The organism is Luteimonas sp. MC1750, assembly GCF_016615955.1.
GTDB lineage: Bacteria > Pseudomonadota > Gammaproteobacteria > Xanthomonadales > Xanthomonadaceae > Luteimonas.
In genome coordinates this window covers 1,492,467-1,513,864 of record NZ_CP067113.1, presented here as the reverse complement: position 1 = coordinate 1,513,864, position 21,398 = coordinate 1,492,467, and the positions used below count along the sequence as shown (strand labels likewise).

Here is a 21,398-nt window from a genome sequence, read left to right as displayed (position 1 = left end):
CTCCTACAGCGGGGCGCCGGGTCGGGGTCGCCGGTGTCGCTGCCCGGTGAGCCGCTCCTGCAGGAGCGGCTACAGCCGCGATCGCTTCAGGCCGCCGCGTCCGCCACCCGCCCTTCCCTGCCTGGCCCACGCGCCCGCCGCAGCAGGCGCGAGGTCCCGTTGGCCAGGTCGTCGAGGATCGCGTAGATCGTCGGCAGGAACAGCAGGCTGACCACGGTCGAGAACGCCAGGCCGCCAGCCACCGCGCGCGCCATCGGCGAATACGCAAGGCCGCCCAGCACCACCGTCTCGCTGAGCGAGATCGGCACCATCGCCAGGATCGCCGTGCCCATGGTCATCAGGATCGGGCGCAGGCGTTCGCGGCTGCCTTCGACCAGCGCATCGGTGCGCGACAGGCCACGGCGGCGCAGGTTGTTGATGTGCTCGACCATCACGATGCCGTTGTTCACCACCACGCCCATCAGCACCAGGATGCCGATGAAGGCCATGATCGTGAACGAGGTGCCGGTGATCCAGAACAGCCAGAACACCCCGAGGATCGAGAACACCACGCAACTCATGATCGCCGACGGGAACAGCAGCGACTCGAACACCGCCGCCATCACCACGTAGATCATCACCAGCGCCAGCACGAAGTTGAACAGCATCTGCTGCACCGCCTGCTCGCTTTCCTCGAAGCCGCTGCCGGAGAACGAGTGGCCATAGCCCGGCGGCAGGGACACCGAACCCAGCACGGCTTCCATGGCCTTGCGCGCCTCCTCCATGGTCGCCTCGCCTTCCAGGTTGGCCTGCACGCCGAGCGCGGTCTGGCGGTCGTGGCGCGTGATCTGGGTCGCCGAAGGCGTCACCTCCAGGTCGACCATCGCCGACAGCGGCACCTGGCGCCCGTCCGGCGAGCGCACCATGAACCCGGCGATGTCGGCCGGCCCGTACTCCTGCGCGCCGCTGAAGCGCACCCAGACCGGCACCTCGGTTTCTTCCCGCCGGTACTCGCGCAGCTGGGTGCCACGCAGTGCCATCGACACGAACGACGACACCTGCTGCGCGCTGAAGCCGAACGCCGCGGCGCGGTCGCGGTCGACGCGTACCGCCAGTTCGTCGGTGCTGGCGCCGCCATCGATGCGCACGTCGCGCAGCTCCGGCCGCGCCTCGAGCATGGGGACCAGCCCATCGCCCAGTTCGCGCAGCACCGATGCGCTGTCGCCCACCAGCTGCACGCTGACGTTCTGGCCCATGCCACCCCCGCCACCGCCCTGCCCGCCCGGACCCGAGACGCCGACCTCGGCGCGTGCCGACTTCGGCAGCTCCTTGCTGATCGCCTCCGACAGCGGCCGCACGTCGGCGATGCCATCCTCGAAGGTGATCAACGTTCCGGCGTCGTCGCCTTCGCTGAAGTACGAATAGACCTGGGTGATGCGGAAGCGCTCGCGGTTGTCCTCGAGGAAGGCTTCGACCCGCGCCACCTCCTCCGACATCTGCGGCAGCGTGTAGCCGCCGTTCCACTTGTAGTAGAGCTGGATCTCGCCCTGGTCGCCGCCGCCGAACATGTCGAAGGTGGTGCCCTTGATCGGCACCAGGCTCAGCGCGACCACCAGCACGATGCCCGCCACGCTCCAGCCGCGGTGCACCAGGGTCCAGCGCAGCAGTCGCGCGTAGCGGTCCTGCAGCCGGCGGATCGCGCCGCCCTTCTCCACCAGCGCCGGCGGCGTGCGCATGCGCGCCGAGAGCATCGGGATCAGGCTGACCGCGACCAGCCACGAGGCCAGCAGCGACACCGAGATGGTGATCGCGATCTGGGCCATGAAGATGCTGATGTCGTTGACCTCGCCCAGCAGGTTGGGCAGGAACACGATGCAGTGGCACAGGGTGCCCGCCGAAAGCGCGATGGCGACGTGCTTCGTCCCGGCCAGCGAGGCCCGCACCGGGTTGCCCGGATCGCGCTCGCGCTCCTGGTAGATGCTCTCCACCACCACCACCGCGTTGTCGACCAGCATGCCGACCGCGAGCAGCAGGCCCATCAGGCTCAGCACGTTGAGGGTGACACCGAAGAAATGCATGAACCCGAGGGTCATGATGAAACAGATCGGGATCGCCAGCGTCACCATCAGCGTCGACGGCCAGTGGCGCAGGAAGAAGAACAACACAGCGATCGAGAGCAGCAGCCCGACGGCACCGGCTTCCGCCAGCTCGATCAGCGAGCTGGTCACGGTGTCGCCCATGTCCTGCATCACCTTGAAGTCGATGCCTTCCAGCCCCGGCTCGTCCGCCGCGGCACGCAGCTCGGCCAGCGCCCCGCGCGAAACCTCCACGAGGTTCGCATCGCGCTCCTTGAACACCTCCAGGCCCACCGCCTTGCGCCCGTCGAGACGGCGCGCGTACTCCATGCGCGCAGGCTTCAGGTGCACCTCGGCGACGTCGCCCAGGCGCAGCCCGGCCTGGTCGATGACCAGTTCACGCAGCTGGTCGAGCGAGGCGATCTCGCCCTGCGGCTGCACGCGCAGGCGCACGCCGCCGTCCTCGAGCATGCCGGCCGAGACCGAGAAATTGACCGTGCGCAGGCGCTCGGCCAGCGTGTTCAGCGCCACGCCGTGCGCGTTGAGCCGGTCCGGATCGATCGCGATCTCGACCTCGTTGGCGGGCGCGCCGTTGATCTCCACCCGGGCGACACCGGGCACGCGCTCGATGCGCCGCTTGAGCAGCCGGTCCAGCAGGTCGTAGGACGCCGACAGGTCGACGTCGCCGGCCAGGCGCACGCGCAGGATCGCCTGGTCGCCGCTCGACCACTTGAAGACGAAGTAGCGGCGGAAGTCGTCGGGAAGCTCGTCGCGGATCGCATCCAGGCGCTCGCGCGCCTCGGACGCGGTGATCGCGATGTCCCGGTCCCAGTCGCGGAACTCCAGGAACACGCCGGCGCCGTTGGCATCGGCCTGGCCGCGCATCCGTTTGATGCCGGTCATCGTGGCCAGCGCCTCTTCGGCCGGACGCAGCAGGTTGCGCTCCACTTCCTCCGGCGACGACCCCTCGTAGGGCAGCTGCACGAACAGGAACGGCGCCGACACGTCGGGCAGCGCCTCCAGCGGCAGGCGGAAGGCCGCGATCAGCCCGACCACCACCAGCGACACGAACAGCATCACCGTGGTGACCGGCCGCCGCAGGCTGAACTCGGCGACGGTCATGCCGGCAGCCCGCCGGATTCGCGATCGGCATCGGTGTCGTTGCCGGCGGCGATGCGCGCGCGGCGGCCACGCTCGAGGTACCAGGCGTCGCCGCGGCGGTCGAGCAGGTCGTAGACCACCGGGATCACCAGCAGGGTCAGCAGGGTCGACACCAGCAGGCCGCCGATCACCGTGATCGCCATCGGCGAGCGCACCTCCGCGCCCTCGCCGAAGGCCAGGGCCAGCGGCATGAAGCCGAACAGCGTCGACAGCGTGGTCATCACGATCGGCCGCAGGCGCGAGCGCGCGCCCTCCACCAGGGCATCGCGCTTGGCCACCCCGGCCTCGCGCAGCTGGTTGACCTTGTCGATCAGGATGATCGCGTTCTTGACCACCAGGCCCACCATCAGGATCAGGCCGATGAACACCACGACCGAGATCGTGTTGCCGGTCATGAGCAGCGCCAGCACCGCGCCGACCATCGCCAGCGGGATGGTGAACAGGATCACGAACGGGTGCAGCAGCGACTCGAACTGCGAGGCCATCACCAGGTAGACCATGAAGATCGCCAGGCCGAAGGCGAACAGCAGCGAGGACATCGACTCCGCCAGCTCCTCGCCCTGGCCGCCGATGTGCATCCCGATGCCGGCGCCCAGCGGATTGGCGGCCACCAGCGCTTCGACGTCCTGCACCGCGGCACCCAGGTCGATGTCGCGCAGGTTGGCCGAGACCACGGCGACCCGGCCCAGGTCGGCGCGATGGATCTCGCTCGGGCCGGTGGTCGCGACCACGTCGGCGACGGTCGACAGACGCACCGGGCGCGCCGCGCCGGGGTTGATGATCAGGTCGCGGATGGCGCGCACCGAATCACGTTCGGACTCGCGCGCCCGCACCAGCACGTCGATCTTGCGGTCGCGGAAGTCGTAGCGTGTGGCCACTTCGCCGCGCACCGAGTTGACCACCGCGTCGGCCACCTGGCGCGTGGTCAGGCCCATGGCCCCGGCGCGTTCCTGGTCGAAGACGATGCGGATCTCGGGCGCGCCCTGCTCCACCGTCGATTTCACGTCGGCGTAGTGCGGGCTTTGCCGCAGCAGCTCGGCCAGGCGGCCGCCGGCGGCGGCGAGCTGGTCGAGATCGTGGCCGCGCAGCTCGATCTCCAGAGGGCTGGAGAAGCTGAAGAGCGCCGGACGGCTGAAGTCCACCTGCGCGCCGGCCTGGCCCTGCATCGTGTCGCGCAGGCCCTCGGTCAGCCGCGCTTCCACGGCTTCGCTGCCACCGCCCTCCATCACCACCGACAGCTTGCCGACGTTCTCGCCGCTGTCGGTGGGGTTGGCGTCCAGGCGCGTGCCGGTGCCGCTGACGCCGAAGAGCACGGACACGCCCTCGTCGTCCGCGTGCGCCTGCTGCACGCGACGCATCATGGCGTCGGTCTCGCGCAGCGGTGTGCCGGGCGGCAGGCGCATCGTCATCTCGAACCGGTCCTGCGCCAGCTGCGGGATCAGGTCGGTGCCCAGCGTCGGCACGATCGCCATGCTGAGGACGAAGGCGGCAGCCGCCACGCCCAGCACCAGGCGTGGCCGCGCGAGCGCACCCGGCAGCACGCGCAGGTAGCCTCGCTCGGCGCGGTCGTAGGGCGCCATCGCCATCCGGCTGGCCGCGCCCATCGGCCGGCCGACCACCGTCGACAGCAGCCGTCCGGCGCGGATCAGCACCCAGGAGATGCCGAACGCGGCGCCACGCGCGAAGCGGCCCGTCCAGCGCGACGCCGCCGCGAACGGACGCTGCCAGCGCGACGTCGGACGCCACGGCGGATGCGGCTCTTCTTCCTGGAATGCCATCGGCGCCGGCGACTTCAGCGCGCTCAGCATCGGGATCAGGGTCATCGCCACCACCAGCGAGATGCCGACCGCCAGCGCGATGGTCAGTGCCTGGTCGCGGAACAGCTGGCCGGCGATGCCCTCGACGAACACCAGCGGCAGGAACACCGCGATGATCGTCAGCGTGGACGCCACCACGGCCATGCCGACCTCGCGCGTCCCGGCGATGGCCGCGTCGATGATGCCCAGCCCGCGCTCGCGCGCCTTGGCGATGCTCTCCAGCACCACGATAGAGTCGTCGACCACCAGGCCGGTGGCCAGCGCAAGGCCGCCCAGCGACATGACGTTGAGGCTCAGGCCCATCTGGTCCATGAAGAAGAAGGTGGTGATGATCGAGACCGGCAGCGAGATGCCGACCACGAAGGTGCTCCAGCCGCTGCGCAGGAACAGGAAGATCACCAGGATCGCCAGCGTGCCGCCGAACAGCGCGTCGGTGCGCACGTCGGAGATCGCGGCGCGGATGAAGCGCGCCTGGTCGTCGACCACGTCCAGCGCCACGCCGGGCGGCAGTTCCTTGCGGATCCGTTGCAGGCGCTCGTCGACCGCCGCCGCCGTGGCCACGGTGTTGGCGTCGCCCTCCTTGTAGATCGCGAGCTCCACCGCCTCGCGCCCGTCCAGGCGGATGATCGCCTCGCGTTCCTTCCAGCCCTGGCGGACCTCGGCGACGTCGCCCAGGCGCACGGCGCGGCCGTCCGCCACGACCCGGTTGGAGGCCGCGGCCGCGTTCTGTGCCGACATCGCCGCGGCCATCACCGAAGCGTCGCCCGAGGCGGCCGCGATGCGCGCCACCTCGTCCGCGCCGCCGGCACCGCCGCCACCCGACTGGGTGGCGACCAGCATCCCGCGGATCTCGTCCACGGTCGCGAACTGGTTGATGGTGCGCACCAGGTAGCGCTGGGTGCCCTGCTCGAGGCGCCCGCCGGACAGGTTGATGTTCTCCTCGCGCAGGCGCTGGACCACGGCATCCGGCGCAAGGCCGATGCGTGCCAGCGCCTGCAGGTCGAGCTCGACCTGGATCTCGTCCTCGAGACCGCCGCCGATCTTGATCGCGGCGACGCCGGTCACCGGCTCCAGCTTCTTCTTGAGATCGTCGTCGGCGTAGCGGCGCAGCAGGGTGAGCTGTCGCGACGCATCGCCGTCGCCCTCGCCCGCGCTCAGCGCCAGGCGCAGGATCGGCTCGGTGGACGGGTTGAAGCGCAGCAGCACCGGCGGCTCGACCTCGAGCGGCAGTGCCAGCGTGTCGAGCTTGTCGCGCACCTCGAGGCTGGCCTGGTCCATGTCGGTGCCCCAGGCGAACTCGAGCACCACGTCGCTCTGCCCGGTGCGCGAGACCGAGCGCAGCTTGCGCACGCCCTTGACCACGCCTAGGGCCTCTTCGACCGGCTCGCTGACCAGGGTCTCGATTTCCTGCGGCGCGGCGCCGGTGTATTCGGTGCGCACGGTCAGCGTCGGATAGCTGATGTCCGGCAGCAGGTTGACCTTGAGGTTGCCGAGCGCGATCAGTCCGAACAGCAGCATGCTGACCGTCACCATCGCCACCGTCACCCGGCGCCGTACCGAGAATCCGACCAGGCCGTCGGCGCGCACGGTTCCGTCGACGCCCCCGGCAGCCGCCCCCTCGGCAGAGTGTTCCATCCCGTTCCCCTGCTGGGTCGACATCACTGCGCGCCTTCAGCCTTCGCGTCGCCCTCGGCCGCGGCGACCGCGACCGGCGCATCACCGATCACCTGCACCGCGCTGCCGTCGCGCAGCGCGACCTTGCCGGCGGTGACCACGCGCTCGCCCTCGACCAGTCCCTCGCGTACTTCGATGAAGGCGCCGTCGACATAGCCGGTGGTGATGGCGGTGCGCACGGCCTTGCCGTCGCGCACCACGTACACGGCCGGCTCGCCGTCGTCCTCCAGCAGCGCCGTGCGCGGGATCGCCAGCGCCGCGGCGCGGCTGTCGTAGTCGATGCCGATGCGCGCGAACATGCCCGGCTGCAGTGCGCCGTCGTCGTCGGGATCGAAGGCGCAGACCACGCGGAACGTGCCGCTGCCCGAGTCCACCACCGGCGCGATGCGGTCCACCACGCCCTGGAAGGTCCGGCCCTGCAGCGCGTCGACCTGCATGCGCACGGGCAGGCCCTCGCGCAGCGTGGTCAGGTCGCGCTCGGGCACGTTGAGCGTGGCCTCCAGGCGCGAGTTGTCGACGATGCGGATGATCGGGGTGTTGATCTGGACGAAGTTGCCCGGCTTGATCGAGCGCGAGGCGACCACGCCGGAGATCGGCGCGGTGACGCTGGTGTACGACAGTTCCAGCTGGGCCATCCGCAGCATCGCCCGCGCGTTCTCGAGGTCGTAGCGCAGCTGGTCGTGGTCGCCCACGCTGACCATCTGCTGCTTGACCAGCTCGCTGGCGCGGCGGAAGTTGGCCTCGAGCTTCTTCACCTGCACGTCGGCCTGGGCCAGGTTGAGCCGCGCGCGGTCGGCATCGATGCGAACCAGCGGCTGGCCGGCGCGCACCAGGTCGCCCTCCTCCACCAGCACCTGCAGCGCGACGCCGGAGGTCTTGGCGACCACCTGGGCTTCGGCGCGCGCCTCGAGCGAGGCGCTGCCGCTGTAGCTGGCGGCCATCGCGCGCGGCTCGGCGGCCACGGCCTCCACGGTCACCGGCGGCGGGGCTTCATCCTCCTTCTTGCCGTCCTCGCCGGCACTGTTGCCGCAGCCTGCAAGCAGCAGCATGGAGGCCAGGAACAGGGCGGCGGGACCGGCGATACGACGTCGGACGACAGGGCGGATAGCGTGCATGGTGAGGGCGAGCCAGAATGGTGTGGTAGCAAGGTACATCACTGCCCCACCGGCGCCTATCGGCCGAAGGTCATGCTGCCGCCCGGTCGCGATTCTTCCAGACCCCGGCCGCCGCGTGTGCACCGGCACCGTTAACAGGTCCCGAACCGCTCGCTATACTCCGGCGACGGTCTGCGACGGGGAGAGATGTCGTGGGCACCAGCCAACCACACAGCCACAGGAAGCGGAACCCGACATGATGCGACCGTTGCAGATCGCCGCCTGCCTTGCCCTCGCCTTTGCCACGCACTCGCCCGCCGCCTCCGCGCAGCAGGCCGCCGGCAATCCCGAGACGGGCCGCGGACTCACCTATACCTGCGTGGGCTGCCACGGCATCGAGGGCTACAAGAACGCCTACCCGCACTACCACGTGCCGATGATCGGCGGCCAGTCGCCCGAGTACCTGGTCAATGCCCTCACCGAGTACCGCAACGGCACGCGCAAGCATCCGACCATGGAGGTCCAGGCCCAGAGCTTCTCCGACCAGGACATCGCCGATATCGCCGCCTTCCTTTCGGGCCTGACGCAGTGAGCCGCTCCATGAAGACTTCCGCACTCGGCCTCGCCGTGGCACTCGGCGCCAGCCTCGTCCTGTCGGCCTGCGGCGGCGCGCCCGCCGAACCGGGAACCACGCGCGCGACCACGGTCAACGCCCTGCCCCAGGGCCGGGTCGCCGAAGGCGAAACCCGCGCCAACACCAAGGGTGCGGCCACCGGCCAGTCCTGCGTGGACTGTCATGGCGCCGACGGCAACACGCCGCTGGACCCGACCTATCCGCGGATCGGCGGGCAGTACCGTGACTACCTCGCCCACGCGCTGCAGGCCTACCGCTCCGGCGACCGCGAGCATGCGCTGATGTCCAACCAGGCCGCCGACCTCGACGACCAGCAGATCGCCGACCTCGCGGCGTGGTTCAGCTCGCGCCCGACCCAGCTGCGCGACCTGCACGGCGTCCACAGCATCAACTGACCGTCGCCGGCCCAGCCGGCTCCAGCGGCAAGCATGAAGCCCGCCCAGCGCGGGCTTCATGCCGTCTGGCTGCCGCAGCGGCTCAGGACTGCGGCGGCGGAGGCCCCAACGCTTCCTGGTCCTCGATCAGCTCGCGCTTGAACGGCACGTCCGGCGGCTTGCGCGCACGCGCGGGCTGCTCCTGCAGGTTCGGGTCGACGATGTCGCAGGCGCCACCGAGGGCCAGCATCACGGTCATGCAGCGGATCGTCTTGGTGGTTCCCGGGATGGGAATGCGCACCTCGGTGACGCTCTTGCGCACCCACTCCTCGAGCAGCGTCTCGCTGGGCATCCAGAAGCGGTCGAAGGACGTCGGTTCGTAGTCGTAGGGCGGACGCTTGAGCCAGGTGCCGTGGCGGTCGATGTTCTCGAAGTCCTCGGTGATGGTGCCCGGCGGCAGCCCGCCGCCAACGCGGCCTCCGTCGGCAAGCCGCGGCCGGCCCTCGCCGTCGAACAGTCCGGCCGCGCCCGGCGTGCCGACCTGGCCACCCGGAGCGTTGCGGCTCGAGTCGCCCCAATCGTCGGCCGTAGTGCGTGAGGGCAGCGCCCCGGGCGGCTGGCCGGCGCGGACGCCGGCGCCGGCCGAGGTGGCCGGGCTGCGCGCGCCGCGGTCGGTGTCCGGGCGTCCGCTCGAGACCGCCGCCGCTTGCGCATCGGCCGTGCCGTCACGCGCGTCCGCCGCGGCACGCGCCGCCCCCTCTGCGCCGGCAGCCGGCGCCGGCGGCGTCGCGGGCATCGGCACGTCGCGGCTCGGGACCGCTGGCGCATCGACGCGTGCTTCACGGGTCGCGGGACCGGATGCGGTGGGCACGCGACGAAGCTGCACCTGTGGCGTCTCCACCAGCACGACCTCGCGCTCGGCCACCGCCACGCCGCGTGGCGACGCCTCCGGAACCGCAACCGGGACCGCGGGCGCGCGCGCCGCCGGTGCCTGGATGGCAACGGGAGCGACCACTTCGACATTACGGCTGCGCACCGCGACCTCGGCGGGCCGGGTGTCGGGCGCGCGCATCTCCACCTCGCGCGGAGGCGGCACCACGTGGCGGCTGTCGGCGACTTCGACCTCGGTGACCTGGAGCGCCTGCGGCGCGGGCAGTGCGGGCGCGCGCAGCTCGGGCACCTCGATCGCCACGGGGCGCTCCGGGAGCGGCGGAGGCGTGGTCGCGGTGGGCGGCTGCGCGGTCTCCGGCTCGGGCCGGGGCTCAGGCGGCGACGGCTGGGGCACAGGCTCCGGTCGGGGAACCCGCGGCGCGGCCGAAGCCGCGGCCGCCTGCAGCTCGCGCGGGGTCGGGGGTGCGTCGGCGGCCCCGCCGCCCGTGGCGTCGGCAGGCGTACCCTCGCCGATGTACTCGACCTGCAGGACATGCGTCTCGCCCTCGCGAGCGGCCGCCTCCTCGAACCGGGCGAACGGTGGCCGGAACACCATGAGCCACACGAGCGCCGCGCCGAACAGCAGGTGCAGCAGCAGGCTGCCCGACATCGCCGCGACCCGCGTCGAGCGCTCGTCGCGGCTCGCCGGCTGCCAGTCCTGACGCCACAGGGAGGCGAACGCACGCCAGCGTCCGAGCTGTTCGACGATGCCGGGCGGCGGGAGCGGTTCGCGCGCGGCGACCACCGCGATCACGTCGTCGGGCCGCGCCCCGCTCACCGAGCCGGGGCGCAGGGCCATCGCGTCGAACCAGTCGCGCCAGCCCGGCGGGAACTCGCCAGGCGGGGGCGGCGGACGCAGTGAGCGCCGCATGCGGCGGCGAAGGGCTTCGATCAGTTCGGCGGAAGAGAACATCCGTCGGCGTCGAAGCGGGACCGGGGATCAGGCCGTCGCGCGCGGGATGTACGGGGCCGCACCGGTGTCATGGTCGGTCGCGTCGCGCACCGCGGTCACGCCCGGCACCTGGTCCATCAGGGTCTTCTCGATGCCCTGCTTCAGGGTGACGTCGGCCATGCCGCAGCCGTGGCAGCCGCCGCCGAAGCGCAGCAGGACCACGCCCTCGGCGCTGACCTCCTGCACCGCGACGTGGCCGCCGTGCGAGGCCAGCTGCGGATTGACCACGTGCTCGATCGTCCAGCGCACGCGTTCGACCAGGGAGGCCTCGCCGTCGGGCTTCACCCCCTTGATGCGCGGCGCGCGGATCTGCAGCTGGCCGCCGGTCGCGAGCGCGGCGTAGTCGATCTCCGCACCCTCGAGGAAGGGCACGCTGTCGGCGTCGAGCCACAGCGTGAACCCGTCGCAGTCCACCGCCCATTCGTCGCCGCGCAGCTCGTCGGGCGCGGCGAACTCGAGGCGCACGTCCGCCTGCGGCGTGCCGGCACGGCTGGCCGCGAGGCGCACGCCCATGCCCGGCACGGCCTCGCGCTCGACCAGCTTGCGGAAGTGGGTCTGCGCGGAATCGGAGATCTGGATCATCCGGGTATTCTAGCGAACCCGCCGGGGTTTGCCGGCCCGCGCCGCCGAGACCGCGCGGCATGACACGCCGCGTTCAGCCCCGCCGCCTCCAGGAGCCCGACATGTCCGACCTCATTCCCCTCGACCGCGCCCACTGCCTGCCGCGCCGCGGCGCCGAACATCGCCTAGCGGAAGCCCGCGTCCGCGAACTGCTGCCCGAAGTGCCCGAATGGCGGCTGGCCGAGGACGGCAAGGCCCTGGTGCGGACTTTTCGCTTCCCCGACTACCGCCACACGATGTCGTTCGTGAACGCGCTGGCGCACATGGCCAACCGCGAGGACCACCACCCCGACCTGGGCGTGCACTACGACCGCTGCGAGGTGCGCTGGTCGACCCACGACGTGGGCGGACTCAGCGAAAACGACTTCATCTGCGCCGCGCGGACGGACGAGCTGGCGTCCTGAGCCCGCCTCCCGCTCAGGCCAGCCGGTCCAGCGCCTCGACCAGGTCCGGCGCCAGGGGCGCGGTGAGCACGTAGGGCACGCGTCCGCCGTCGAGCGCGAATTCCAGCGACGCCGCGTGCAGGAACAGCCGGCGCAGCCCGATCCGGTCGCGCAGGCGGCGGTTGGCCTCGGCGTCCCCGTACTTGTCGTCGCCGGCCACGGCATGGCCGATGTGCCGCGCGTGCACGCGGATCTGGTGGGTGCGACCGGTCTCGATCCGGACCTCGCAATAGGACTGCCCCCCGCGCCGCTCGAGCACGCGGAAGTGGCTGAGCGAAGGCTTGCCTGCGGGATCGACCTGGACGTGGCGCTCGCCGCCCTGGCGCAGGCCGACGTGCAGCGCGGCATCGACGCTCATGACGCCGTCCGGCATCCGCCCGAGCAGCAGGGCCAGGTACCGCTTGCGCAGCCCCGCCCCGGCATCCTCGCGCAGCAGGGCCTGGAGCTCGGAGAGGGCCGAACGCTTCTTGGCCACCACCATCAGGCCGGAGGTGTCGCGATCAAGCCGGTGCACCAGCTCCAGCTCCTGGTTGGGCCGCAGCGCCCGCAGGGTCTCGATCACCCCGAAGCTGATGCCGCTGCCGCCGTGGCTGGCCACGCCCGACGGCTTGTTGATGGCCAGCAGCCGGGCGTCCTCGAACACGATGCTGGCCGCCATGGCCTCCATCAGGCCCGGCGCCGGACTGCCCTTGTCCGCGGGATCCTCGATCCGCACCGGCGGGATGCGGATCTCGTCACCGCCCTCGAGGCGCCGGTCGGCGCGCACGCGGCCCCCGTTCACGCGCACCTGGCCGCTGCGCACGATCTTGTAGACCAGCGAGCGTGGCGCCCCCTTCAGGTACCCGAGCAGGAAGTTGTCCAGCCTCTGGCCATCGCGGTCCTCGGCGATCCGGACCGTGCGTACGCCGCCGGTGGCTGGGGTCTTGCCTGCATCGGTCATCTGGAGCTCCTGGTGCGGCGGAGTGCCCTCTGGGGCATCCGACCTGAATTCTTTTTCTGCTACACTCGGCGAGCGAGATAAGGTCCTGATTTCGCTGGAAGTTCGCCGGCCAAAAGCCGCTCTTCCGCGAGTCCCTCCAGAGCGCGGCCACTGCCCCCGGGGCAGCCATGTTAGCGGTTGGACGGCAGGTCCTGTGATCGCCCGGTGCCTGGCACCGGCGCTGAACATGTCCCGCGCGGCGCGCAGGCCAGTCCCTATCCGGACCGGCATGCGCAGCCGCCGGCCCGAAACAGACTGCAATATGGAACAAGCGCTCCCGCGGTCCGCCGTGGTGTGCAGCGCTGGAAGCAACCAGGGCCGCCTGGCGCTCACGCGCCGGCGGCGGGCCACATCCAGGCGAAACGCCCCGGCGTTCCGCGTGCGAGAGCGCGCGAGGACGCAACAATGAAGCGAATGCTGATCAACGCGACGCAGGCCGAGGAGCTGCGCGTTGCCATCGTCGACGGCCAGAACCTGTACGACATCGACATCGAGCAACCGTCGAAGGAACAGAAGAAGTCCAACATCTACAAGGGCCGCATCACCCGCATCGAGCCCTCCCTTGAAGCCGCCTTCATCGAATACGGCGCCGAACGCCATGGCTTCCTGCCGCTGAAGGAAATCTCCCGCGACTACTTCGCCTCCGGCGTCGACCACAACAAGGCCGGCATCAAGGAGCTCCTGCGCGAAGGCCAGGAAGTCGTGGTCCAGGTGGACAAGGACGAGCGCGGCAACAAGGGCGCGGCGCTGACCACGTTCATCTCGCTGGCCGGCCGCTACATGGTGCTGATGCCGAACTCGCCCACCGCCGGCGGCGTCTCGCGCCGGATCGAGGGCGAGGACCGGGCCGAGCTCAAGCGCGCGATGGACGCGCTGCAGATCCCCGACGACATGGGCGTGATCATCCGCACCGCCGGCGTCGGCCGTGACGCGGAAGAGCTGCAGTGGGACCTCGACTACCTGCTGTCGGTCTGGAAGGCGGTGGCCGAGGCGGCGCTGTCGAAGCCGGCCCCGTTCCTGATCTACCAGGAATCGCGCCTGATCATCCGGGCGCTGCGTGACTACATGCGCGCCGATGTCGGCGAGATCCTCGTCGATACGCCGGAGATGTACGAGGAGGCGAAGGAATTCGTCGAGCAGGTGATGCCGCACAACCTGCGCAAGCTCAAGCACTACACCGACGACGTGCCGCTGTTCAACCGCTTCCAGATCGAGTCGCAGATCGAGAACGCGTACGAGCGCACCATCCGCCTGCCCTCGGGCGGCGCGCTGGTGATCGACCAGACCGAGGCGCTGACCGCGGTCGACGTGAACTCGGCGCGCGCCACCAAGGGCGGCGACATCGAGGAAACCGCGTTCCACACCAACCTCGAGGCGGCCGATGAAGTCGCCCGCCAGCTGCGCCTGCGCGACCTCGGCGGCCTGGTGGTGATCGATTTCATCGACATGTCGTCGAACAAGCACCAGCGCGACGTCGAGAACCGCCTGCAGAACGCGCTCAAGTATGACCGTGCGCGCGTTCAGCTCGGCCGTATCTCGCGCTTCGGGCTGCTCGAAATGAGCCGCCAGCGCCTGCGCGCGAGCCTGGGCGAGTCGAGCCAGATCGTCTGCCCGCGCTGCGAGGGCCATGGCCGCATGCGCAGCGTCGAATCGCTGGCGCTGGCGATCATCCGCCTCGCCGAAGAGCACGCGATGAAGGACAACACCGGACAGGTGCTGGTGCAGGCCCCGGTCGAGATCGCCAACTACCTGCTCAACGAGAAGCGCAGCGCGCTGCGCGAGATCGAGTCGCGCCACAAGGCGCCGATCGTGATCGTGGCCGACGAGCTGCTGCATACGCCGCACTACGAAGTGACCCGTCTGCGCGCAAACGAGCTCGACGAGGAGTCGGCCAAGCCGAGCTACCGTCGCGGCACGCCGCGCAAGGTCGCGACCATCGCGCTCACCAAGGCCAACCTGAACGTGCCGGCGGCCGCCGTCACCAAGGTCCAGCATGCGAGGCCGGCCCCCGTGCGCGAGCCCCGCCCGGAGCCCGTGGCGGCCCCGGAGCCGGCGCCTGCGCCTGCACCGGTCGCCGCGGCACCCGTCGCGGCGCCGCTGGCTGCCAGCGGTGGCATCGTCGGCTGGCTGAAGGCGCTGTTCGTCGGCCAACCCGGTGCGGACAGCCCGAAGCCGGCGGCCGCCGCCTCCGGCGAGCCGCGTCGCGGTGAGCGCGGCGATCGCGGCCCGCGCCAGGAGCGCGACGGCCGTGGCAACCGCAGCGCCGGCGAGCGCCGCGACGGCGGCCGCCGTGATGGCCGCCGTGGTGGCGGCGAGCAGGGCCAGGCCCAGGGCGGCAGGCAGAAGGCCTCCGGCCAGAACGGCCAGGGTGCGCAGTCCGCGTCCGGTGGCCAGAACGGCCAGTCCAGCGCGCCGAAGCCGCCGCGCGAGAAGCAACCGCGCGAGAAGCCGGTGCGCGAGACGCGCGAGCGCGGCGACGGCGAGCGCAACGGCCAGGGCCGCGGGCGTCGCGGCGAGCAGGGCCAGGGCAAGGCTGAGGGTTCGTCGCAGGACGCCGTCGAGACGCTGGCGACGTCCGCCCTCGCGGCGACGCCCGCCGCCGCCGCGGCCGCCGCAACTTCGGCAGCCGATGAGCAGGCGGTGGTGCGTCCCGTGCCGGTGGCCGAAGCGCCCCGCCAGGCGACGCCCGCCAGTGACGACGTCGCCAACCCGCGCGTGCGTCCCACGGACGATGCCCTGGACACCGGCGACGATGCCGGCCATGACGAGGACAGCGGTGACGAGTCGGGTGATGGCGCGCAGAAGCGCCGCCGTGGCCGCCGTGGTGGCCGTCGCCGCCGTCGCGGTGGTGCCGAGGGTGCGGCAGCCGACGCCGTTTCGACGGTGGATGGCGAGTCGGCCGAAGATGCCGCGGACGTGCCGGTTGCCCGCAGCTCGCAGCCGGAGTTCGATTTCTCCGACGACGAGGGCCAGGCGCGCCCGGCGCCCCGGCGCAGCGATCGGGCGACGCCGGCGGCTGCCGCCACGGTCGCCGTCTCCGCGGCGGATGACACCACGCCTTCGCAGCGGGTGATGCCGCGCGCGGACGCAGCCGCCGTGACCGAGGAGTCGAAAGACGCGCCGCAGGCACTCGAGGCCTCGCCGACGCGTTCCGACGCGCCGGTCCAGGTCGACGCGATCGCCGCCGGCACCGTGGATGTGGCCGACGCCGCCGCCACGGCGGCAGCGGCTGCTCCGCCTGCGCCGGTGGCGGCGGAGACGGCAGCAGCACCTTCGACGGCCCCCGCAGATGTCCGCCATGCAGCGGATCGCCAGGACGCGGTCGCTGCGAAGGACGCGGTTGCCGAGAAGGACGCGACAGATGCCAACGCAACGCCCGCCCTTGCTGCAGCGGAGGTCGCAGCGCCGGCTCCTGCCGTGGCGGAAGTTGCGACGCCGGCTCCTGCAGCGGCAGAAGTTGCAGCGCCGGCTCCTGCAGCTCCAGCCGTAGTCGCGGCATCGGACGTGGGCGCCACGAGCGCCGCGGCCCCCGCCCGTGGTGCGGACGCCGCCGCCAAGTCGAACGCTGACGCCGCTGCCGAACGCAGCAGCGCAGCCGCCGACGAGCCACCGCCGGCCCCGCGGCCGTCACGCGGCCTGTTCGATGGCCCCGAAACGGCCGGTGCCGACGACGCGCCCGCCAGCGCCGATGCGGCGGTCGACGGGAGCGCGGTGCAGGAATCGCCGGCCGCCACGGCCGCGGTCCAGGCGTCGGACGCCAGCCGTTCCGCCGGCACGGATACGGATGCCGATGGAAGCGATCAGGAGGACCAGGCGCCGACCGGCGCCTGATCCCGGGCCACCCCCGCGCCGCTAGACGATGGCGTGCGCGGGGTCGGCCATGCCGTACTGGCTGGCCAGGCGGGCGAGCGCGATGCTGTCGTGCACCCGCAGCTTCTCGAACAGTCGCGTCTTGTGCGTGTTGATGGTCTTCGCGCTCAGGCTCAGCCTGCGCGCGATTTCCTCCTGGCGCATGCCCTGGATCAGCAGCATCGCCACTTCGGTTTCACGCGGCGACAGTGCGTCGAACGGCGACTCGCTCGCGTCCAGGCCTGACAGGGCCAGCGACTGCGCCACCCGGCTTGCGAGGAACCGGCGCCCCGACGCCACTTCGCGCACCGCGCGCAGCAGTTCACGCGCATCGCCACCCTTCCCGACGTAGCCGGCCGCGCCCGCGGCGATCATGCGCTTGGGCATGGGGCCGTCCTCGAGCACCGACACCACAATCACTTTCGGCCCGTATTCGCCGCGCACGATGCGCTCGGTGATTTCGAGCCCACTGACGCCTGGCAGGTGCAGGTCGCAGAGCACAATGTCGGGCTTCAACGCACGGATCTCCGGCAAGGCCTCCTCGCCGCTCTCCGCTTCACCCACCACTTCGATGTCGGCCTCGGCCGACAGGATCATGCGCATCCCTGCGCGAACCAGTGCGTGGTCATCCACCACGTAGACCCTGATGGTCATCCTTGTCCCCTCGTGAGACGTTCTTGGATCCCCCAGCGCGAGGCTAACCGTGACGTCGGGGGGGCCGCAAGCGTGGGAGCCATCGCATTCATGGCGGAAGAGGTGGGATTCGAACCCACGAATGGTTGCCCATTGCCGGTTTTCAAGACCGGTGCCTTCAACCGCTCGGCCACTCTTCCGGGAACGCGTCGCGGCGTTGCCCGACGCCAGGCCGGACAGCGGTCCGACGTGCGCGGGCAGCGCCGCGGGATTGTCGCATGCGCCGCGACGCAGGGCGCGCCATCGCGGCGCGCCCGCTGCGTCTACGCGGCCTTTGCCGGGCTCGGATCCGCGGCGTCGCGACCGGTGCCCTGGCAATCCAGGCGCGAAGCCTCGATCAGCGGCGGCAGGCGTTCGGCGAGGAAGTCGATGAACACGCGCACCGCCGGCAGCAGGCCGCGCCGTGATGCGAACACCAGGTGCGCGATGCCCTGTGGCAGGCGCCATTCCGGCAGCACGACTTCCAGTTCGCCGCTGCGCACGGCGTCGGCGCACAGCGTCTCCGGCAGCATGGTGATGCCGAGGCCCTGCCGGGCCAGGGCCATCAGCATCGGGAAGTCGAAGCCGGCCACGCGCGGCTTGAGCTCGATGCGGCGGGTCTCGCCGTCGGCACCCTGGAGCTCCCACCGCTGCCGCACTTCGTCCTCGCCCATGGTCATGGTGGTGTGGTCGTTGAGCTCCTCCGGCGTGGAGGGCCGCCCCGCGCGATCGAGGTAGGTCGGGCTCGCCACCAGCAGCTCCTGGATCTGGCCGAAGCTGCGCATGACCAGGCTGCCGTCGTCATCGAGCTTGTTGCGCACGCGGATGGCGACGTCGAAGCCCTCGTTGATCACGTCGACGCGGCGGTTGGAGACATGCATCTGCACGCGGACCTGCGGATAGCGCGCGAGGAACTCCGGCAGCAGCTGCGGCATCTGCTGCTGCGCGAGGCCCACCGGAACGCTGGCGCGCACCACGCCGCGGGGCTCGGCGCTCAGGCGGTCGACCACTTCGCGCGCAGCGGTCGCTTCGGCCAGCATCGACTGTGCGTGGCGGTAAACACTCTGCCCGACGTCGGTGACGGCGAAGCGGCGGGTCGAACGCTGCAGCAGGCGGACGCCAAGCTCGGTCTCGAGCTGGCTGATGCGCCGCGACAGCCGCGACTTGGGAATGCCCAGGGCGCGTTCGGCAGCTGCGAAGCCGCTGTGGTCGACGACCATGGCGAAGTAATAGAGATCGTTCAGATCCTGCATCGCGACCACTCCGATAGAACAATGGAGCCATATTTGACCATTTTTCGGCCTGTTTCGCAACGAACGGGCCGGAAACGGGCTAACAGCTGCCCCGGGAGGCGGCCATTACGACCCGTCAAGGATGGCCGCGCCGCCGCCGGCTCAGGAAATCGACGCGAGCCCGCCCATATAGGGCCGAAGCACCTCGGGCACCGTGATCGAACCGTCGGCCTGCTGGCCGTTCTCCATCACCGCGACCAGCGCACGCCCGACCGCCACGCCCGAACCGTTGAGCGTGTGCACCAGCTCGGGCTTCGCACCGGCTTCGGCACGCCAGCGCGCCAGCATGCGGCGGGCCTGGAAGTCGCCGCAGTTCGAGCAGGATGAAATCTCGCGCCAGGTCTGCTGCGACGGCAGCCACACCTCGAGGTCGTAGGTCTTGCGCGCGGCGAAGCCCATGTCGCCGGTGCACAGCAGCATGCGCCGGTACGGCAGTCCAAGCCGCTCCAGCACGGTCTCCGCGCAGCGGGTCATGCGCTCGTGCTCGGCGTCGCTGTCCTCGGGCCGGGTGACCGAGACCAGCTCGACCTTCTCGAACTGGTGCTGGCGGATCATGCCGCGGGTGTCGCGGCCATGGGCGCCGGCCTCGGCGCGGAAGCACATCGAGTGCGCCGCCATGCGCAGCGGCAGCCCGGTGGCCTCGATGATCGAGTCGGCCACGAGGTTGGTCAGCGGCACCTCGGCGGTCGGGACCAGGTAGCGCCGGGAGGCGGACTCGCCCTCGCCCACCACGGTCGAGAACAGGTCGTCCTCGAATTTCGGAAGCTGTCCCGTGCCGCGCATGGACGCGGCGTTGACCAGCACCGGGACGCTGGTCTCGGCGTAGCCGTGTTCGTCCACGTGCAGGTCGAGCATGAACTGCGCCAGCGCGCGATGCAGGCGCGCGAGCTGCCCGCGCAGCACGGTGAAGCGCGCGCCGGACAGCTTCGCCGCGGCCTCGCCGTCGAGCCAGCCGTTGCGGGCACCCAGGTCGACGTGGTCGCGGACCTCGAAATCGAACTCGCGCGGGGTGCCCCAGCGGTGCTGCTCGACGTTGCCGGACTCGTCCACGCCATGCGGCACGCTCGCGTCGGGCAGGTTCGGCAGGCCCAGCGCGACGGCCTCGAGTTCGCCGCGGATGCGTTCGAGCTCGACCTCGGACGCCTTGAGCTCCTCGCCGAAGCCGGCCACTTCGGCCTTGAGCGCGTCCGCGCGCGCGCGATTTGCGTCCGCCTGCTCCAGCTCGCCGGCGGCGGTCAGCCGGGTCAGCGATCCCATCAGCTTGCCGATGTCCTTGCTGCGCGTGTTGCGCAGGTTCTGCAGCTCCTGGGTGCGGACCTGCAGCGACTTGCGCTCGGCCTCCAGGCGTTCCAGCGCGACGGCATCCAGCGCGAAGCCGCGGCTTTCGCCCAGGCGTGCGGCCAGGGCGGCAGGGTCTTGGCGCAGCAGGTTGGGATCGAGCATCGCGTCGCTTCGTGAGTGTCGGGCCGGCCATTATCGCGCGTCACCGCGGGGTTTGCTCCGCGGCCCCATGGCAGAATCGGGCCAACGCGATGCCAAGGTCCCGCATGTCCCAGACGCCCCCGCGCAGAAGCCTGCCCCTTCCCACCCTCCGTGGCTGGTGGCTCGTGGCCGCTGGCCTGGCTGCTGGCCTGATCGTGTTCCTGCTCCTGTGGATGGGGCAGCGCGGCGACACGCCCTACCGCCCCGACGAGCAGCCTCCGGCCGCGGCTGCGCCGCTCTTCCGCCCGCTGCCGGCACCACCGGCGTCCGGCACCGCAGCGACATCGCCGCCGCCCCTGCCTGATGCCACTGGATCCGGTGACCGCATCGAAGAGCCTGCCGCGCCGGATCCCGATGCCCGAGCCGCCGCCGAAGCCGCCCCCGCACCGGTGGCCGCGCCCGTCGAGCTGTCCGCAAGCTCACCGGTGCCGATCGAGTCGCCGAGCCCGCGCTACCCGACGCGCGCACTCCGGCGCGGCGAGTCCGGGGAAGTGCTGCTGCGGATCCAGGTGGACGCGCGTGGCGTGCCCGCGCAGGTCGACGTGGCGTCGAGCAGCGGCTCGAGGGACCTCGACCGCGCGGCCGTGGCCGCCGCGCAGCGCTGGCGCTTCCGGCCGGCGATGCGCGATGGCGCGCCCGTGGCCGGGGTGGTCAACGTGCCGATCGCCTTCAACAGGGCACGCTGAGGCCAGGCGCGCGGCGCACACGCGCCGTCAACTCCGTATGTGGAAGCCTCGGGCCACCGACGCCGCCCGAGGAGCGCGCCATGGCCAATCCCGATCCGCAGACCCCGCCCCCGTCGCGACCGCCGGAGGAACCCCGGCGCAGGACCGCCGCGCCCCTGCTCTGGTTCGTGCTGCTGCTGGCCCTGCTGGCCTTCGGCTGGTTCATTTACAACCAGCGCTCGGGCATGGGTCCGGCGCCGGAAGCCCTGCCCCCACCGCCCGTGGCCATCGGTGACGGACAGGATGCCGCGGCCGAACGCGAGCGCGCCCAGGACGACGCGCGACGCGCCAGCCGCGAGGCGCGCGCCGCCGACGAGCGTGACCGAGCCCGGACGACTGCCCCGGCGCCCGCATCGGCAGGGCCGGATCGCGAGGCGTCGCCATTGGCCCGGGTCGAACCCGAGTATCCGGTCGAGGCCTATCGCAGGCGCGAAGAGGGCACGGTGCTGGTCGGCGCGAACGTCGGCGCGGACGGCAGGCCCGCAAGCGTCGAGGTGATCCGCCGCAGCGGCTCGCGCGCGCTCGACCAGGCCGCGGTGGACGCCGTGCGCCAATGGACCTTCGAGCCTGCCGTGCGCGGCGGCCGCACGGTGGCCGCCGACGTCCAGGTCCCGGTGACCTTCCGCATCGACCGCTGAGGCGGCT

Annotated in this window: 14 protein-coding genes, 1 tRNA gene and 1 pseudogene; 6 read left to right on the top strand and 10 right to left on the bottom strand. The window is 71.4% G+C overall.

Annotated elements, in window-relative coordinates; all coding sequences use genetic code 11:
• Window positions 1–86: 86 nt before the first annotated feature.
• The 3 genes and pseudogenes from JGR68_RS07065 to JGR68_RS07055 form a co-directional block, all read right to left on the bottom strand.
• On the bottom strand, window positions 87–3,176 hold the full coding sequence (locus JGR68_RS07065; RefSeq protein WP_199362127.1) for an efflux RND transporter permease subunit: 3,090 nt from the start codon (window positions 3,174–3,176) through the stop codon (window positions 87–89).
• Window positions 3,173–6,607: pseudogene (locus JGR68_RS07060) on the bottom strand (efflux RND transporter permease subunit); the annotation flags it as partial. The gene JGR68_RS07065 and the pseudogene JGR68_RS07060, both read right to left, overlap by 4 nt.
• Before the next feature lie 83 nt (window positions 6,608–6,690).
• A complete protein-coding gene (locus JGR68_RS07055; RefSeq protein WP_199362129.1) occupies window positions 6,691–7,821 on the bottom strand; it encodes an efflux RND transporter periplasmic adaptor subunit in 1,131 nt (376 codons plus the stop codon).
• A gap of 238 nt (window positions 7,822–8,059) precedes the next feature.
• Between JGR68_RS07055 and JGR68_RS07050 the strand changes: the two genes are divergently transcribed.
• Window positions 8,060–8,392 carry a c-type cytochrome gene (locus tag JGR68_RS07050; RefSeq protein ID WP_199362264.1) on the top strand — a complete coding sequence of 111 codons (333 nt, stop codon included), beginning with the start codon at window positions 8,060–8,062 and terminating at the stop codon, window positions 8,390–8,392.
• Between the two features lie 8 nt (window positions 8,393–8,400).
• Complete coding sequence (locus tag JGR68_RS07045; RefSeq protein WP_199362130.1) at window positions 8,401–8,829, top strand: cytochrome c; 429 nt, start codon at window positions 8,401–8,403, stop codon at window positions 8,827–8,829.
• 82 nt (window positions 8,830–8,911) lie between these two features.
• Here the strand turns inward: JGR68_RS07045 and JGR68_RS07040 are convergent, their stop codons facing one another.
• Entirely contained in the window at window positions 8,912–10,651 is a 1,740-nt protein-coding gene (locus JGR68_RS07040) for a hypothetical protein (protein ID WP_199362131.1), read from the bottom strand.
• A 27-nt stretch (window positions 10,652–10,678) separates the two neighbouring features.
• On the bottom strand, window positions 10,679–11,272 hold the full coding sequence (locus tag JGR68_RS07035; RefSeq protein WP_199362132.1) for an NfuA family Fe-S biogenesis protein: 594 nt from the start codon (window positions 11,270–11,272) through the stop codon (window positions 10,679–10,681).
• Window positions 11,273–11,373: 101 nt separating this feature from the next.
• On the opposite strand from JGR68_RS07035, the gene JGR68_RS07030 reads away from it, so the two are divergent.
• Window positions 11,374–11,715 (top strand): 4a-hydroxytetrahydrobiopterin dehydratase, encoded by a 342-nt coding sequence (locus tag JGR68_RS07030; RefSeq protein WP_199362133.1) that lies wholly within the window; start codon window positions 11,374–11,376, stop codon window positions 11,713–11,715.
• A gap of 13 nt (window positions 11,716–11,728) precedes the next feature.
• Here JGR68_RS07030 and JGR68_RS07025 read toward each other — a convergent pair whose 3' ends face one another.
• Entirely contained in the window at window positions 11,729–12,694 is a 966-nt protein-coding gene (locus JGR68_RS07025; RefSeq protein ID WP_199362134.1) for an RluA family pseudouridine synthase, read from the bottom strand.
• A gap of 444 nt (window positions 12,695–13,138) precedes the next feature.
• Between JGR68_RS07025 and JGR68_RS07020 the strand changes: the two genes are divergently transcribed.
• On the top strand, window positions 13,139–16,564 hold the full coding sequence (locus JGR68_RS07020) for an Rne/Rng family ribonuclease (RefSeq protein ID WP_199362135.1): 3,426 nt from the start codon (window positions 13,139–13,141) through the stop codon (window positions 16,562–16,564).
• A gap of 21 nt (window positions 16,565–16,585) precedes the next feature.
• On the opposite strand, the gene JGR68_RS07015 is transcribed toward JGR68_RS07020, so the two are convergent.
• The 4 genes from JGR68_RS07015 to serS all read right to left on the bottom strand — a co-directional run bounded on the left by JGR68_RS07015 (window position 16,586) and on the right by serS (window position 19,989).
• Entirely contained in the window at window positions 16,586–17,236 is a 651-nt protein-coding gene (locus JGR68_RS07015; protein ID WP_199362136.1) for a response regulator, read from the bottom strand.
• A 91-nt stretch (window positions 17,237–17,327) separates the two neighbouring features.
• Window positions 17,328–17,415: transfer RNA gene (locus JGR68_RS07010), tRNA-Ser, on the bottom strand.
• A gap of 123 nt (window positions 17,416–17,538) precedes the next feature.
• Window positions 17,539–18,522, bottom strand: a complete 984-nt coding sequence (locus JGR68_RS07005; RefSeq protein WP_199362265.1) for a LysR family transcriptional regulator — start codon at window positions 18,520–18,522, stop codon at window positions 17,539–17,541.
• Window positions 18,523–18,648: 126 nt separating this feature from the next.
• Window positions 18,649–19,989 (bottom strand): serine--tRNA ligase, encoded by a 1,341-nt coding sequence (gene serS / locus JGR68_RS07000; protein ID WP_199362137.1) that lies wholly within the window; start codon window positions 19,987–19,989, stop codon window positions 18,649–18,651.
• Between the two features lie 104 nt (window positions 19,990–20,093).
• On the opposite strand from serS, the gene JGR68_RS06995 reads away from it, so the two are divergent.
• Window positions 20,094–20,714 (top strand): energy transducer TonB, encoded by a 621-nt coding sequence (locus tag JGR68_RS06995; RefSeq protein WP_199362138.1) that lies wholly within the window; start codon window positions 20,094–20,096, stop codon window positions 20,712–20,714.
• 80 nt (window positions 20,715–20,794) lie between these two features.
• Complete coding sequence (locus JGR68_RS06990) at window positions 20,795–21,391, top strand: energy transducer TonB (protein ID WP_199362139.1); 597 nt, start codon at window positions 20,795–20,797, stop codon at window positions 21,389–21,391.
• Window positions 21,392–21,398 lie beyond the last annotated feature (7 nt).